The sequence below is a fragment of the Bradyrhizobium sp. MV1.5 genome, from assembly GCF_055807615.1.
Window position 1 is genome coordinate 1 of the sequence record NZ_JBVVPL010000003.1, and the last position, 15,240, is coordinate 15,240.

Below are 15,240 nucleotides of genomic sequence, written 5' to 3' on the forward strand. Positions count from 1 at the left end.
GCGGTTTTGGGGGGCTCCTCCCTCACATTCTTTTCGGTGGGCGCTTTCACAAACCCCCCACCGGGCGCGCCCATAAGGCGGCGAGCCACCCTCTCCCACAAGGGGCGAGGGGAGAGAACAGCCCGTTCACCCGTTCTCCACCAGAAACTCCACCCGCTCCGCGGCAAAGCGCGAATGCTTGGTGACCAGCGGCTTGCCGTCGAGATCGTGGTCGGTGGCGTCGACCACGAGGATCGGCCGTCCCAGCGCCAGATCGAGCCGTGCGGCGTCGGTGGCGTCCACGATGCCGGCGGTGATCCGGGTCGCGCCCCTGCGATAGTCGCGGACGCCGTAATGCTCGAGCAATTTCGTCATCGAGCGGGTCGCGGCAAAGACGTCGCCCGCACCCGGGAACAGCTGCGCCGACAGCCATGTCGTGGAGACGCAGATCGGCGTGCGGTCGGCGAGGCGCATCGCCTCGATCCGCACCAATGGTGCGCCGGCCTTCAATCCAAGTTCCCGCGCGAGTTCGCGGGTCGCGACATCATCCGACGCCTCGATCAAGCGGCCATGCGGTTCGCGGCCGTCCGCGCCGACGATCTCGGAGAAACGGGTCCGCGAGCGCAGCGGATAAGCGAGCTTCTGCGCCTCGACATAGGTTCCGCTGCCGCGTTCGGCCCGCACGAGGCCGCGCTCGGCAAGCGCGGCCAGCGCGCGCCGCACCGTGTGGCGGTTGACGCGATAGGTTTCGGCGATCTCCACCTCGCCCGGCAGCTTGTCGCCGGCCGCAAAGCGGCCATCGGCGATGCCGCGCTCGATGCCGTCGGCAACGAGGCGCCACAACGCGACGCCGGAGGAGGCTGTGTCCTGCATGCTCATGCTACTCCAGAAATCACGCCTTTGTCACGAAACAGTCATGGCGCTCCGCTATCAAGTTGTCTAGTATCATAGACAACTTGGATTCGGCAAGGTGTTGAGAAAAGTTCGGTGGATCTGGTGACCCAGCACAACAATCAGCAAGCCCAGCGCAAGGCCGCAATGGCCGTGCTGGCGCACGCGGAGGTGGGCGAGATCGCCGCTCGCCTCCGCGCTCTCGCTTTGCCGGCGCATCAGGATCTGCGCGCGCCGGAAAACGGCCTCGTCATGCTGCGCGGCCGGGTCGGCGGCGACGGCGCGCCGTTCAACCTCGGCGAAGCCACGGTGTCGCGGGCCGCGGTGCGGCTTGCCAGCGGCGAGGTCGGCTTCGGCTACACGCTCGGTCGCGACGGTGAGAAGGCGCGGCTGATCGCGCTGTGCGACGCGCTGGTGCAGTCCAGCGATTTCGGCGACGCGGTGGAGCGGGACATCATCGCGCCGTTGCGTGAGCAGCTTATGGTCAGGCGCAAGCAGGCGGCGGCCGAGACCGCCGCGACGAAGGTTGATTTCTACACCATGGTGCGCGGTGAGGGGTGAGATCATGACCACGATTGCGGAACTGCCGCCGGGGTTCGCCGACAAGGTGCTGTCGGCGCAATCGACCTTTCGTTCGGTCATGGACGCGATGGCGCGGCCGGGCTCGGTCCAGCGCATCGTGCCGACATCAGGAGCGCCTCACACGATGATGCGCGGCACGGCCGCGATCGCGCTGACGCTGTTCGATCACGACACGCCGCTCTGGCTCGATGCGCGCATGCATGAGAGTTCCGACGTCGTGAAATGGCTGAAATTCCATACCGGCGCGCCGGTGGTACAGGATTCCTCGATCGCGAGCTTCGCGCTGATCAGCGACGGCGGGGCGCTGCCTTCGCTCGACCGCTTCGCGCTGGGCACCAGCGAATATCCGGACCGGTCGACCACGTTGATCCTTCAGGTCGAGAGCCTGATTTCGGGGCGCAGCTTCGAGTTGCGCGGTCCCGGCATCGACGGTGTCGCGACGCTCCAGGCGTCGATCAAGCCGTTTGACCTGTTCGATCGCCTGCGTATCAACGAGGCGCTGTTTCCGCGCGGCGTCGATGTGGTGCTGGTCGCCGACGATGCCGTGGTTGCGATCCCGCGCACCACGCGCGTCGTGAGCAAGGGAAGCTAACCATGTATGTCGCAGTCAAAGGCGGCGAACGCGCCATCGAGAACGCCCATCGCCTGCTCGCGAGTGCACGGCGCGGCGACCAAAGCGTTCCGGAAATTTCCCTGGACCAGATTTCGGAGCAGCTCGGCCTCGCCGTGGACCGCGTCATGAGCGAAGGCTCGCTCTATGACCGCGAACTCGCGTCGCTCGCCATCAAGCAGGCGCGCGGCGATCTGATCGAGGCGATCTTCCTGGTCCGCGCCTTCCGCGCCACGCTGCCGCGCTTCGGCGCCACCGAGCCGGTCGAGACCGGCGCGATGCGGGTGCGGCGTCGGGTGTCCTCGACCTTCAAGGACATTCCCGGCGGCCAGATCCTCGGCCCGACCTTCGATTATACGCACCGCCTGCTCGATCCCTCGCTCGCCGACGGCTTTGTGCCGGAGGCGCCGGCGACGGCCGAAGCATCGACAGCGCCCACGCCGCGCGTGACGGATATTCTCGGCCGCGACGGGTTGATCGAATCATCTCCGCAGGCCGAGGAAGGCGCCAGCGTCGGCGATCTCACCCGCGAGCCGCTGAATTTCCCGGCGGACCGCGATCTGCGTTTGCAGAACCTCGCGCGTGGCGACGAAGGGTTTCTGCTGGCGATGGGCTATTCCACCCAGCGCGGCTACGGCCGCAACCACCCCTTCGCCGGCGAGATACGCTTCGGTGAGGTCGAGGTTGAATTTTCGGCGGAAGACGTCGGCTTCGCCGTTCCGCTCGGCTCGATCGAGCTCACCGAGTGTCAGATGGTCAACCAGTTCAAGGGCTCCGCGACCGAAGCGCCGTGCTTCACCCGCGGCTATGGCCTTGCCTTCGGCCAGAGCGAACGCAAGACCATGTCGATGGCGCTGGTCGACCGCGCGTTGCGCGCGCGCGAGCTCGGCGAAGAGGCGCTGGCGCCTGCGCAAGATGAGGAATTCGTGATGTCGCATTCGGACAACGTCCAGGCGACCGGCTTCGTCGAACATCTGAAGCTGCCGCATTATGTCGACTTCCAGTCCGAGCTCGGCCTGCTGCGCAAGCTGCGCCAAGAGTTTTCTGAAGCGTTCACGGAGGCCAATGCGCCTGACACCCTGAAGGAGGCCGCGGAATGAACGCGCCCGCCTATAATTTCGCCTATCTTGACGAACAGACCAAGCGGATGATCCGTCGCGCGATCCTCAAGGCGATCGCGATCCCGGGCTATCAAGTGCCGTTCGCCAGCCGCGAGATGCCGATGCCCTATGGCTGGGGCACCGGCGGCGTCCAGGTCACCGCGGCGATCCTCGGGCCGCAGGACGTGCTGAAGGTGATCGATCAGGGCTCCGACGACACCACCAACGCGATCTCGATCCGAAAATTCTTCGCCAAGACCGCCGGCGTCGCCACGACGACCGCGACTGAAGATGCGACCGTGATCCAGACCCGTCACCGCATTCCCGAGACGTCGCTGCACGCAAATCAGGTGCTGGTCTATCAGGTGCCGATCCCGGAGCCTTTACGTTTCCTCGAACCGCGCGAGACCGAGACGCGGCGCATGCACGCGCTCGCCGAATACGGCCTGATGCATGTCAAGCTCTACGAGGACATCGCCCGCTTCGGACACATCGCGACAGCCTACGCCTATCCGGTGAAGGTCAACGCGCGCTACGTGATGGACCCGTCGCCGACGCCGAAATTCGACAATCCCAAGATGGACAATTGCCCGGCGCTGCAATTGTTCGGCGCCGGCCGCGAGAAGCGCATCTATGCGATCCCGCCCTATACGCAAGTCGTGTCGCTCGACTTCGAGGACCACCCCTTCGAGCCGTATCGCTTCAACGCGCCCTGCGCGCTGTGCGCCGCGGAAAACTCCTATCTCGACGAGATCGTCACCGACGATAAGGGCAGTCGCATGTTCGTGTGCTCCGACACCGATTATTGCGAGGGCCGCCAGGCCGCCGGCCATCACGGCAGCCTCAGCGCTGCGCCGTACAAGGAGAAGGCGCAGGAGGCATCCAATGGCTGATCAAGACATGCTCGAAAACGACGAGCCGCTGCTGGTCGCAAAATCCCTCAGCAAGTCCTACGGCCGGATCGCCGCCTGCCGCGACGTGTCCTTTGCGCTTTATCCCGGCGAGGTGCTGGCAATCGTCGGCGAATCCGGCTCGGGCAAATCGACGCTGCTGCAGCTGCTGTCGGGTCAGCTCGCGGCCAGCGGCGGCCAGGTCTCCTATCGGATGCGCGACGGTGTCGCCCGCGATCTCGCCACGCTGGGCGAGGCCGAGCGGCGCTTCCTGTTCCGCACCGATTGGGGTTTCGTCCACCAGGATCCCGCGCAGGGTCTGCGCATGGCGGTCTCGGCCGGCGCCAATGTCGGCGAGCGGCTGATGGCGGTGGGGTGGAATCACTACGGTCGCATCCGCGATACCGCGTCGGACTGGCTGACCCGCGTCGAGATCGACATCGCACGCATCGACGATGCGCCGCGGACCTATTCCGGCGGCATGCGCCAGCGGCTCCAGATCGCCCGCAACCTCGTCACCGAGCCGCGGCTGGTGTTCATGGACGAGCCGACCGGCGGCCTCGATGTTTCCGTACAGGCGCGCCTGCTCGACCTCGTGCGCAGCCTCGTCGCGGAGCTACACCTCGCGGTAATCATCGTCACCCATGATCTCGCGGTCGCGCGCCTGCTGTCGCACCGCGTGATGGTGATGAAGGGCGGCCGCGTCATCGAGACCGGGCTCACCGATCAGGTGCTCGACGATCCCCGCGAGCCCTACACTCAGCTCCTCGTCTCCTCGATTCTGCCGCCATGAGCCTTCAACGCCATGAGCCTTGCAAGAAGAGTTTTCCAATGGCCGCCATGATCGACATCGCCGACGCCAACAAGACTTTTACGATGCACCTGCAGGGCGGCATCGAATTGCCCGTCGTCAGCGGTGTGACCTTCCAGGTCAACCCGGGCGAATGCGTCGTGCTGTCGGGGCCATCAGGCGCCGGAAAATCGTCGATCCTGAAGATGATCTTCGGCAATTATCGCTGCGACTCCGGCCGCATCGGCATCCGCCATCGCGGGGCGTTGGTGGATCTTGCCACGGCCGAGCCGCGGCAGGTCCTCAACATCCGCCGCGCGACCATCGGCTATGTCAGTCAGTTCCTGCGCGCGGTGCCGCGCGTCGCGACCGTCGACGTGGTCGCCGAGCCCCTGATCGTCAACGGAGCCCGAGCTGAGGCGCAGCAGCGCGCGGGCGAGTTGTTGCATCGGCTCAATATCCCCGAGCGACTCTGGCAGCTTCCGCCCGCGACCTTCTCCGGCGGCGAGCAGCAGCGCGTCAACATCGCGCGCGGCTTCATCTCGGATCTGCCGATCCTGCTGCTCGACGAGCCCACCGCCTCGCTCGACGCCGCCAATCGCGCCGTCGTGGTCGAGCTGGTCGCCGAAAAGAAGCGCCACGGCGTCGCCATGGTCGCCATTGTCCATGACGACGAAATCCGTCATCAGATTGCCGACCGCATCGTCGACGTCACCAGCTTCGCCGCCGCGGCCTGAAGGAAATGGACATGAACGCCAAGAAGGACATCGTGATCGCCAACGCCAGGATCGTGCTGGCGGAACGGGTGATCGAGCAAGGCTGGCTCGCTCTTGCCGATGGACGCATCGCCGAGATCGGCGAGGGCAGGGCGCCTGCGGGAGCTGAGGATGCTGGCCGCGATTTGATCATGCCCGGCCTGATCGAGCTCCACACCGATCACCTCGAGGCGCATTACGTGCCGCGGCCAAAAGTGTTCTGGAATCCGGTCGCCGCCGTCGTCTCCTATGACGGCCAGCTCGCGACATCGGGCATCACCACGGTGTTCGACTCGCTCCGGGTCTGGCGCGAGGATGGTGCCGAGGAAGTAGATGGACGCGCCGGCGTGCTTGCCGCGGCGATCACGACCGCGCGCGATGCCAAATTGCTGCGTGCCGATCACTTCCTGCATCTGCGCTGCGAAATCCCGATGCCGAGCGTGGTCGAGGAGGCCAGGGAGCTGATCGACCGTCCCGACGTGCGATTGATGTCGCTGATGGACCACACCCCCGGCCAGCGCCAGTTCCGCGACGAAGGCAAGCTGCGCGACTATTACCGCGGCAAGGGCGGCGGCAAGACCGATGCCGAGCTCGACCAGCTGTTCGCGAAGCGCTTCGAATATCAGAAGGCCTATGCGGCGACCAACATGCGTGAGATCGTGGCGCTGGCACATCAGTACAAGATCCCGCTGGCGAGCCATGACGATACCACCGAGGAGAACGTCGTGGACGCCGTGCGCGATGGCGTTTCGGTGGCGGAATTTCCGACCACGCTGGAGGCCGCGCGCGGCCTGCACGAGGCTGGCATCGATATCCTGATGGGGGCGCCGAACGTCGTGCGTGGCGGCTCGCATTCCGGCAATATCGCCGCGGTCGATCTCGCCCGCGAGGGCCTGCTCGACATCCTGTCGTCGGACTACATCCCCTCGAGCCTTCTGATGGCTGCGCTGCATTTGCCCGAGCACGTGCCCGCCATCAGTCTTGCGGCGGCGATCCGCACCGTGACGAAGGCGCCCGCGGAGGCGGTCGGCCTGTCCGACCGGGGTGAGATCGCGGTCGGCAAGCGTGCCGATCTGATCCGCGTCCATGTTGCGGGCCACGTTCCCGCGGTCCGCAGCGTCTGGCGCGAAGGGAGCCGCGTCGCATGAGCGAGACCGTCACCGTGGCGGGAGCGCAGACGGGTGCGATCGGGCCCGGGCGGCTCGTGCTCGTGGTCGGCCCCAGCGGAGCCGGCAAGGACACGCTGCTGCGGCTGGCGCGGGCGGCGTGCATCGAGGATCACGACATCGTCTTCCCGCGCCGGGTCGTGACGCGCGAATCCTCGGCGGACGAAGACAATATCGCGGTGAGCTCTGACGAATTCCGGCGTGCGCGCGATCACGGGGATTTCGCCGTGCATTGGGAGGCGCATGGGCATTCCTACGCGCTGCCGCTCGACCTCAACGACGATATTCGTGCCGGACGCGCCGTCGTGGCCAATGTTTCGCGCACGGTGATCGGCGCGCTACGTCGGACCTATGCAAACGTTGTGGTGGTCGCGATCACTGCACCGCCGGATGTGCTGGCGCAGCGGCTCGCCGCCCGCGCCCGGGACAGTGACGGAAATATCGCGGAACGACTGACGCGCAGCGTCGACGACGCATCGGCGCAGGCCGATGTCACCATTCTCAACGCTGGCAGCGCGGAGTATCACGGCCGCCAGCTTCTACGCGTGATCAGGAATCAAGGCTGGCACGAATAGCCGGCACGACAAGGAGACTGGAATGTCGGTGATCGAAACCGTCGAGCAGCTGGAGGCTATCTACGGCGTCACCAACGACGCCTCGACTGTGAAAGTCGCCGACCACGTCACCCCGCTCTATCGCGTCTTCATCGAAAAGGCGCCGTTCGCCGCGCTTGCAACCATTGGACCTGAGGGGATCGACTGCTCGCCACGCGGCGATATCTCCGGCTTCGTCCGCATTCACGACCCGAAGACGCTGATGCTGCCGGATCGCCGCGGCAACAACCGGGTCGATTCCCTGCGCAACATCGTACGCGATCCCAGGGTGTCGCTGATGTTCTTGATCCCCGGCTCCGGCAATGCGGTCCGGGCCAATGGCCGGGCGCATCTGTCCATCGATCCCGAGCTGCTGGCCTCGTACAAGGTCGACGGCAAGGCGCCGCGCAGCGTGATGGTGATGAATGTCGACGAAATCTACTTCCAGTGCGCCCGCGCCATCGTCCGCTCCGATCTCTGGAATCCCGACAAGCGCATCGACCCCAAGACGCTGCCGACACCTGGCCAGATCCTCGCCGAGATGAGCGAGAACAAGGTCGGCGGCGCGGAGTATGATCGCGCCTGGCCCGAGCGTGCGGCCGCGACGATGTGGTGACTGGTTGTCCCCCCTTCCCCGTCCCACCACAGGAATCGCATATCATATTAACAACACCGTGGGGGGCAGATTGCCTGTGGCCATCCTTCGAGACGCCCGCCTTCGGCGGGCCCTCAGGATGAGAGCGGAGGGGTGGCTGCAGTTTCAAAGTTCGCGCAACCGAGCTGAGCCTCATCCTGAGGAGACCGCTGAAAGCGGGCGTCTCGAAGGACGAGGCGCTGGCTCAGACGTCGCCAAAACGCATGATCGACGCCGGGTTCCTGAGCAGACTCAGCCCGTCAGCGCTGCCAACAATTCATCCGGGCGTTCAGCCATGATCATGTGGCCGGCGCCCGGCACCACAACTGTCTTCGCATGCGGGATCGCGGCGGCAAGTGCCTTGCCGGCCTTCACCGGCGTCATCATGTCCCGTTCGCCGAGGATGAGTGTCGTGGGCACCTTCACGCTCGCGGCTGCTTGAAGCGCATTCGCGTAAGCATTGCAGGCCGACAAATCCCGGAACAGCACGCCCGGCTCGCAGTGTTTCAACACGGCCTGCGCGCCGCCATGCATCCACAGGCCCGGCGCGAGGCTGCCGCCGAGCTCGGCGCTGAAGCCGAGGCCCCAGATCGAGACCATGTCGTTGGCATCCTGCGAATTGGCTTCGGCTGCTTTCAGCAGATCCGGGCCGACGGTCATGGTCGCCGCGGTGCCGATCAGGCTGAGCGCGGACACCTTGTCGGGGTGACGTGCGGCCGTCTCCAGCGAGATCAGCGATCCCATGGAATGGCCGATCAGATGCGCCTTCGTCGCTCCGGCCACGTCGAGCAGGGCCGCCGTCCAGTCGGCCATCTCGGCGATGCTGCCGAGCGAGGATCCGGGCGAGCGGCCGTGGCCGGGCAGATCAGGCGCCAGCACGCCAAAGCCGTGATGGGCGAACCAGCGCGTGTGCAGCGCCCAGGTCGAATGATCGAAGCCGGCACCATGGAGGAAGACGACGGCGGGCAGGGATCTGTCGAAGTCGCGGCCGCCGGTTGCGACCAACACCTCGGCGCCGTTGACGGAGAGCTTCATGGTGTCAGACCTTTTGCGAGATGCGCAGCGCCTGCGCGAGATCGTCGATAATATCGCTTGCGGTCTCGATGCCGACCGAGAGCCGCACCAGCTCCTCGCCGATGCCGGAGGCCTTGAGCTGCTCGGCGTCCATCTGCTGGTGCGTGGTCGAGGCCGGGTGGATCACCAGCGTCTTGGCGTCGCCGACATTGGCAAGATGGCTGATCATGCGCAGCGATTCGATGAACTTGCGGCCAGCAGGCCGGCCGCCCTTGATGCCGAAGGAGACAATCGAGCCGGCGCCGCGCGGCAGCAATTGTTTTGCGAGCTGGTAGTCCGCGTGGTCCTCCAGCGAGGGATGCAGCACCCAGTCCACGGCCTTGTTGGCTTTCAGCGCTTCCAGCACGAGGTGCGTGTTCTGCATGTGGCGGTCCATGCGCACGCCGAGCGTTTCCACGCCCTGCAGGAGCTGGAACGCGTTGGTCGGCGACAGGCAGGCGCCGAAATCGCGCAGGCCTTCGGTGCGCGCGCGCATGATGAAGGCGGCGGTGCCGAACTGCTCGTCGAAGACGATGCCGTGATAGCCGCCATAGGGCTCGGTCAGCACGCCGAATTTTCCGGATGAGCGCCAGTCAAACCGGCCGCCGTCGACGATGGCGCCGCCGATCGCGATGCCGTGGCCGCCGATCCATTTGGTCGCCGAATGCATGACGATGTCGGCGCCGAGCTCGATCGGACGGCTGAGATAGGGCGTGGCAAACGTGTTGTCGATCAGCAGCGGAATCTTCGCGTCATGCGCGATCGCAGCGACCTTCGGAATATCAAGCACCTCGAGCCCGGGATTGCCGATGGTCTCGCCGATCACCAGCTTCGTGTTCGGCTTGATCGCCGCGCGAAACGCGTCGAGATCGCGCGGCTTCACAAAACTAGTGGTGATGCCGAAGCGCGGCAGCGTGTGCGCCAGCAAATTGATGGTGCCGCCATAGAGCGAGCTCGACGCGACGATATGGTCGCCGGCGTTCAGAAGCGTCGCGATGGCGAGATGCAGCGCGGCCATGCCGCTCGCGGTACAGATCGCGCCGACGCCGCCCTCCAGCGCCGCAAGCCGCTCCTCGAGCACGCCGGTGGTGGGATTGGAGATGCGCGTATAGATGTGGCCGGCGCGCTCGAGGTTGAACAGCGCTGCGGCGTGATCGGAATCCTGGAACACGTAGGACGTGGTCTGATAGATCGGCACGGCGCGGGCGCCGGTCGCGGGATCCGGATGCTGGCCCGCATGCAGGCTCAGGGTCTCGAAGGCGGGCGGTTTTGGCGCGGGCATGCGTGGCCTCGTTGCTCGGTCGGCGGAGGCGGCTCTTGTGCCACAAAAATGCGCGCGAAGTCAGCCCATTGACATCGCCGCATCGTCGGTGCGCTCCCTCGCCCCGTTCTTACGGGGAGAGGGTTGGGGTGAGGGGCCTCTCTCCGCACGCGAGATGGTCGAGAGACCTGTACCCCCTCACCCGGATCGCAAGAGCTATCCGACCTCTCCCCGCAAGCGGGGAGAGGTGAAGCGGCACCGTCAGCGCTATCCAGTATTCCCCCGGATCGCCTGCTCGATAATCCGCGCCTCCCGCAGCAAAATCTCCGCGACCTCCTGCTCGCGGCGCGGGCCGAGCCTCGTGCGAACGGCGGAGACGGTCATCGCGGCAGCGGGGCGGCCGTCCGGGGTCTTGATCCAGGTCGAGATCGACTTCGTGCCCTGCACGAGACCAATTTCTCTCATGCCATATCCCAGCCGCCTTGCGGCGGTGACCTGGCCCAGCACCGTCGCAGCGTCGGTCCGGTAGGCCTCCAGTCTCTTCTCATTGGCCGCGACGATTTTTCGCGCGTCCTGGGCCGGCATCGCGGCGAGGATGGCGACGCCTGCGCTGGAGACGCCGAGCGGTCGACGCGCGCCGACCTCGATCGACAGCACCTGGATCGGATAGATGCCGATCCTGCGATCGACGCACAGCGTGTCGTTGCCGGTCCGCACCGTCAGGAACAGCGTGTCGCCGATCTCGGTCGAGGCGCGGTGCAGCGACGGATTTGCCGCGATCAGCAGCCGCGAGGGCCGGGCCCGTGCCAGCGCGAGCTCCGGCACCTGGTTGCCGATCGCATAGCGGCCGGTTTTGTCATGTCGTTCGACGATGCCTTCCTCGATCAGCACGTGGACGATGCGGTGCACGGTCGGGCGGGTGAGGCCGGTCGCCCGCACCACCTCGGCCAGCGGCACGCCGTCTTCGCGGCCCGCGGCAAGAATGCGCAGCACCGCGAGCGCGCGCCGGATTGCCTGCGCGCCCTGTCGCGGTTCCCTAATGCGGCGGGCGGATTTCGCGGAAGTCGTCTTGTCCATAATATGGACAAGAACGCCACAATTCGCTCGACAGGTAAAGCGCGCATCTGGAGATTGCGCTCCGAATCGAGATGCCGTGTACGACGTCAGGCAAATCGACGTAAAATTGGAAGCGCCGCCGGGAGGTTAACATGAGATTAATCTGGATTGCCATCGCTGCCGCAGCGACGATGTTGACGGGACCGGCGTCGGGCCAGCAATGGCCGGCGCGCAACGTCAAGCTGATCGTGCCGTATCCGGCCGGCGGCAATGTCGACAGCGCCGCGCGCATTATCGCCGACAAGCTCCAGGAAAAGCTCGGCCAGCCCTTCATCATCGAGAACAAGGCGGGAGCCGGCGGCATGATCGCGGGCGAGGCCTTCGCGAAGTCCGCGCCCGATGGCTACACGCTGTTCGTCGGCGCCAACGGCCCGGTGCTGTTCGCGACCGAAATCAACAAGCGCGACGTCTACAACTGGAAGAAGGACTTCCTGCCGATCACGACGATCTCGATGACGCCGCTGGTGCTCGAGGTTCATCCTTCTGTGCAGGCGACGAATTTCAAGGAATTCATCGACCTCGCCAAGCGCGAGCCCGGCAAGCTGACGATGGCCTCGCCCGGTCCCGGCACCACCAACCATTTGCTCAGCGAGCTGATGCAGTCCAGCCTCGACGTGCAATGGGTCACCGCGCACTATCGCGGCAACGCGCCCGCGGTCAACGATCTCCTGGGCGGGCAGGTGCAGTTCGCGTTCGACCAGCTCACGGTCAGCCTGCAGCACATCAAGGCTGGCCTGTTCCGGGCGCTGGCCGTCACCAGCCCGCATCGCCTGAAGGCGCTGCCCGACGTGCCGACCTTCACTGAGCTTGGCTACAAGGACTTCGACGGCCAGACCTTCACCGGCCTGTTCGCACCGGCCGGCACGCCGGCGCCCGTGATCGACAAGCTGCACGAGGCGCTGACCGCGATCCTGAAGGACCCCGCCGTGGTCGACAAGTTCGAGAAGCTCGGCGGTGAAGCCGTCGCGATGACGCCCGACGAATTCAAGGCCTATCTCGCGCGCGAGGACGCCAAATGGATTCCGATCGTCCGCAAGGCCAACATCAAGGCGGATTGATCGATGCGGATCGACCCCACCGAGCTCGGCGCCGAGCGCATCTACCGGCTGATGACCGGCATCGTGGTGCCGCGTCCGATCGCCTGGGTGACGAGCCTGTCGTGCTCCGGCGTGCTCAACCTCGCGCCGTTCAGCGCCTTCACCTTCGTCTCGCAGAAGCCGCCGATGCTGGCCATCAGCGTCGGCCGCAAGGGCGCGGATTACAAGGACACTGCGCACAACATTCTCGACACCGAGGAATACGTCATCCACATCGCCGATACCCCGCTGATGCAGGCCGTGCACGACTCATCGGTCGAGCATCCGCCTGAGATCAGCGAGGTCGCGGAGCTTGGCCTGGAGACGATCGCGAGCGAGCGCATCAGGGTGCCGCGGCTCAGCATTGCACCCGTTGCGATGGAATGCCGCTTTCGCCAGTGCCTCGAATTCGGCGATGCCCGCAGCCGCCTCATCGTGGGCGAGGTCGTGATGTTCCATATCCGCGACGGCCTCGTGAACGACGGCAAGGTCGAAACCGCGGCGCTCGATCCGATCGCGCGCATCGGCGGGCCGCGCTACGCCCGGCTCGGCGAGATCGTGACGCTGCGCGGCGTGTTCCAGACTCCCAAATCGAAAGACTGAGCGCGCTGCCCCGGGCGCGGCTCAAGACCATTGGAGAACGACCATGCGACTCGTGAGTTATCTTGTGGACGGAGAGCCGCGCTATGGTGCCGCCATCGAAGGTGGTGTCGTCGACCTGACCCGGCGGATCGGCCGCGACTTCTCCGACGTGAGGGCGCTGATCGCAGCCAACGCGCTGGCCGACGCGCAGGAAGCCGTCGCCGGACAAAAGCCGGACCAAGCACTCGACGATCTCGTGCTGCTGCCGCCAGTGCTGGCGCCGGAAAAGCTCTGGTGCATCGGCGTCAATTACGCCGAGCGCAATGCGGAGTATAAGGACAGCTCCGACCTGCCCAAATATCCCAGCCTGTTCGTGCGCAGCATGTCCTCGATGACGGGCTCCGGTCAGCCGCTGGAAAAGCCTCATGTGTCCGACCAGCTCGATTACGAAGGCGAACTCGTCATCGTGATCGGTCAGGGCGGCCGCCACATTCCGCGCGAAATGGCCTGGTCGCACATTTTCGGCATGACGCTGTGCAACGAGGGCACGATCCGCGACTGGCTGCGTCACGGCAAGTTCAACGTCACGCAGGGCAAGAACTTCGACCGCTCCGGCAGCATCGGTCCCTGGATCGTCACATCGGATGAGCTCGATCCGCGCGGGCCTCACGACATCGTCACGCGCGTCAACGGCGAGGTGCGGCAGCAGGACACCACCGAACGGCTGATGTTCCCGTTCGACTTTCTGATCTCCTATCTCTCCACCTTCGCCACCCTCAAGCCCGGCGACATGATCGTGACGGGCACGCCGACCGGCGCCGGCGCCCGCTTCGACCCGCCGCGCTGGCTGAAAGTCGGCGATGTCGTCGAGGTCGAATCCAGCGGCATCGGCGTGCTGCGCAACACCGTCGCGGCGGAGAGTTAGCCATGCTGGATGCCCCCACGATCGAACGCCTTGCCGCGCGGCTCGACGAAGCCGAGCGCACCAAGACGCTGATCACGATGTTCACCAAAGACTATCCCGATTTCAGCATCGAGGATGCCTATGCCGTTCAGCGTGCCTGGACCAGACTCCAGCTCGGTCGCGGCCGGGTCATCAAGGGCCACAAGATCGGCCTGACCTCGAAGGCGATGCAGAACGCGGTCGGCATTTCCGAGCCGGATTACGGCGTGCTGTTCGCCGACATGTTCTATGCCGATGCCACGCCGATTCCGTTCGACCGTTTTCACGCACCGCGGATCGAGGTCGAGCTCGCCTTCGTGCTGAAGGCGCCGCTGCGCGGGCCCGGTTGCACCATCTTCGACGCGCTCAACGCCACCGACTACGTGACCCCGGCGCTGGAGATCCTGGAGACGCGCATGCACCGCGTCGATCCCCAGACGGGCAAGGCGCGCAAGGTCATGGACACGATCTCGGACAACGCGGCCAACGCCGCTCTGGTGCTGGGTGGCCGGCCGTTCCGTCCGATGGACGCGGACATGCGCTGGATCGGCGCACTGCTGTTCCGCAACGGCGAGGTCGAGGAAACCGGGCTGGCCGCCGGCGTGCTCAACCACCCCGCCAATGGCATCGCCTGGCTCGCCAACCGCCTCGCGCCGCATGACGAGCATCTCGCCGCCGGCGAGGTGGTGCTGGCGGGATCGTTCACGCGTCCGGTCGACATCCGCCGTGGCGACACCTTCCATGCCGATTACGGCGCGTTCGGCTCGGTGTCGTGCCAGTTCGTCTGAACCAATCAGCAAGAGGGAGCGCATCATGACCGGCCACACGCGGCGCAAGAGCATCCATATCGGCGGCTTCAAGCATGCCAATCCGATTCCGAACGCCTGCCGCATCGGCAATCTCGTGATGTCCGGCGTCATCCTCGGCCGCGATGCGGCTGGCGCGATGCCCGAGAGTCTCGACGCGCAATGCGCCAACATGTTCGCGCATATGAAGGCGACGGTGGAAGCCGCCGGCGGCAGCACGGACGACATCATCAAGATGACGGTGTGGCTGAAGGACCGTACGCAGCGCGGGCCCGTGAATGTCGAATGGCTCAAAATGTTTCCGGACGAGCATTCGCGCCCGGCACGCCACGCGCTGCCGATGGACAACATGGACGGCGGCGCGCTGGTGCAGTGCGACTTCACCGCCGTGATCGACTAAGGGAGATTTGCGC

At 65.6% G+C, this 15,240-nt stretch carries 18 protein-coding genes; 14 read left to right on the forward strand and 4 right to left on the reverse strand.

The features are described 5' to 3' along the window. Positions 1-126 precede the first annotated feature (126 nt). Positions 127-858 (reverse strand): phosphonate metabolism transcriptional regulator PhnF, encoded by a 732-nt coding sequence (gene phnF / locus AC0L2J_RS03530; protein ID WP_007615543.1) that lies wholly within the window; start codon positions 856-858, stop codon positions 127-129. A gap of 108 nt (positions 859-966) precedes the next feature. On the opposite strand from phnF, the gene phnG reads away from it, so the two are divergent. From phnG to AC0L2J_RS03575, 9 genes are read left to right on the forward strand one after another with little or no spacing between them, the layout of a single operon-like run. Then, entirely contained in the window at positions 967-1,431 is a 465-nt protein-coding gene (gene phnG, locus AC0L2J_RS03535) for a phosphonate C-P lyase system protein PhnG (RefSeq protein WP_473387243.1), read from the forward strand. A gap of 4 nt (positions 1,432-1,435) precedes the next feature. After that, positions 1,436-2,044, forward strand: a complete 609-nt coding sequence (phnH, locus tag AC0L2J_RS03540; RefSeq protein ID WP_473387246.1) for a phosphonate C-P lyase system protein PhnH — start codon at positions 1,436-1,438, stop codon at positions 2,042-2,044. A 2-nt stretch (positions 2,045-2,046) separates the two neighbouring features. Continuing rightward, a complete protein-coding gene (locus tag AC0L2J_RS03545) occupies positions 2,047-3,162 on the forward strand; it encodes a carbon-phosphorus lyase complex subunit (protein WP_473387249.1) in 1,116 nt (371 codons plus the stop codon). Beyond that, positions 3,159-4,055 carry an alpha-D-ribose 1-methylphosphonate 5-phosphate C-P-lyase PhnJ gene (locus AC0L2J_RS03550; protein ID WP_007615533.1) on the forward strand — a complete coding sequence of 299 codons (897 nt, stop codon included), beginning with the start codon at positions 3,159-3,161 and terminating at the stop codon, positions 4,053-4,055. Before AC0L2J_RS03545 ends, AC0L2J_RS03550 begins: the two co-directional genes overlap by 4 nt. After that, positions 4,048-4,845, forward strand: coding sequence for a phosphonate C-P lyase system protein PhnK (gene phnK / locus AC0L2J_RS03555; RefSeq protein WP_007615531.1), 798 nt, complete (start codon positions 4,048-4,050; stop codon positions 4,843-4,845). The genes AC0L2J_RS03550 and phnK overlap by 8 nt, the downstream gene beginning before the upstream one ends. A 38-nt stretch (positions 4,846-4,883) precedes the next feature. Continuing rightward, a complete protein-coding gene (phnL, locus tag AC0L2J_RS03560; RefSeq protein ID WP_007615529.1) occupies positions 4,884-5,579 on the forward strand; it encodes a phosphonate C-P lyase system protein PhnL in 696 nt (231 codons plus the stop codon). Between the two features lie 11 nt (positions 5,580-5,590). Next, the gene (locus AC0L2J_RS03565) at positions 5,591-6,745 is read left to right on the forward strand and encodes an alpha-D-ribose 1-methylphosphonate 5-triphosphate diphosphatase (RefSeq protein WP_007615527.1); all 1,155 of its coding nucleotides are present in this window, start codon (positions 5,591-5,593) and stop codon (positions 6,743-6,745) included. Further along, positions 6,742-7,338, forward strand: coding sequence for a phosphonate metabolism protein/1,5-bisphosphokinase (PRPP-forming) PhnN (gene phnN / locus AC0L2J_RS03570; protein WP_473387255.1), 597 nt, complete (start codon positions 6,742-6,744; stop codon positions 7,336-7,338). The genes AC0L2J_RS03565 and phnN overlap by 4 nt, the downstream gene beginning before the upstream one ends. Before the next feature lie 22 nt (positions 7,339-7,360). Beyond that, entirely contained in the window at positions 7,361-7,972 is a 612-nt protein-coding gene (locus tag AC0L2J_RS03575) for a pyridoxamine 5'-phosphate oxidase family protein (RefSeq protein ID WP_007615524.1), read from the forward strand. 270 nt (positions 7,973-8,242) lie between these two features. On the opposite strand, the gene AC0L2J_RS03580 is transcribed toward AC0L2J_RS03575, so the two are convergent. The 3 genes from AC0L2J_RS03580 to AC0L2J_RS03590 form a co-directional block, all read right to left on the reverse strand. After that, the gene (locus tag AC0L2J_RS03580) at positions 8,243-9,025 is read right to left on the reverse strand and encodes an alpha/beta fold hydrolase (RefSeq protein WP_473387259.1); all 783 of its coding nucleotides are present in this window, start codon (positions 9,023-9,025) and stop codon (positions 8,243-8,245) included. A 4-nt stretch (positions 9,026-9,029) separates the two neighbouring features. Then, positions 9,030-10,325: an O-acetylhomoserine aminocarboxypropyltransferase gene (locus tag AC0L2J_RS03585; RefSeq protein ID WP_473387261.1), complete on the reverse strand. Its 1,296-nt coding sequence runs from the start codon at positions 10,323-10,325 to the stop codon at positions 9,030-9,032. A 246-nt stretch (positions 10,326-10,571) separates the two neighbouring features. Then, positions 10,572-11,381 (reverse strand): IclR family transcriptional regulator, encoded by an 810-nt coding sequence (locus tag AC0L2J_RS03590; protein WP_473387264.1) that lies wholly within the window; start codon positions 11,379-11,381, stop codon positions 10,572-10,574. A gap of 131 nt (positions 11,382-11,512) precedes the next feature. On the opposite strand from AC0L2J_RS03590, the gene AC0L2J_RS03595 reads away from it, so the two are divergent. Genes AC0L2J_RS03595 through AC0L2J_RS03615 form a run of 5 tightly spaced genes read left to right on the forward strand, consistent with a single transcriptional unit; the run spans position 11,513 to position 15,227 of the window. Then, positions 11,513-12,478 carry a Bug family tripartite tricarboxylate transporter substrate binding protein gene (locus tag AC0L2J_RS03595; protein WP_063994180.1) on the forward strand — a complete coding sequence of 322 codons (966 nt, stop codon included), beginning with the start codon at positions 11,513-11,515 and terminating at the stop codon, positions 12,476-12,478. A gap of 3 nt (positions 12,479-12,481) precedes the next feature. Further along, on the forward strand, positions 12,482-13,099 hold the full coding sequence (locus tag AC0L2J_RS03600; RefSeq protein WP_063994179.1) for a flavin reductase family protein: 618 nt from the start codon (positions 12,482-12,484) through the stop codon (positions 13,097-13,099). A 43-nt stretch (positions 13,100-13,142) separates the two neighbouring features. Continuing rightward, positions 13,143-14,003, forward strand: a complete 861-nt coding sequence (locus AC0L2J_RS03605) for a fumarylacetoacetate hydrolase family protein (RefSeq protein WP_473387267.1) — start codon at positions 13,143-13,145, stop codon at positions 14,001-14,003. A 2-nt stretch (positions 14,004-14,005) separates the two neighbouring features. Further along, positions 14,006-14,809 (forward strand): 2-oxo-hept-4-ene-1,7-dioate hydratase, encoded by an 804-nt coding sequence (hpaH, locus tag AC0L2J_RS03610; RefSeq protein ID WP_063994177.1) that lies wholly within the window; start codon positions 14,006-14,008, stop codon positions 14,807-14,809. Between the two features lie 25 nt (positions 14,810-14,834). Then, positions 14,835-15,227: a RidA family protein gene (locus tag AC0L2J_RS03615; RefSeq protein ID WP_063994176.1), complete on the forward strand. Its 393-nt coding sequence runs from the start codon at positions 14,835-14,837 to the stop codon at positions 15,225-15,227. Positions 15,228-15,240: the final 13 nt, after the last annotated feature.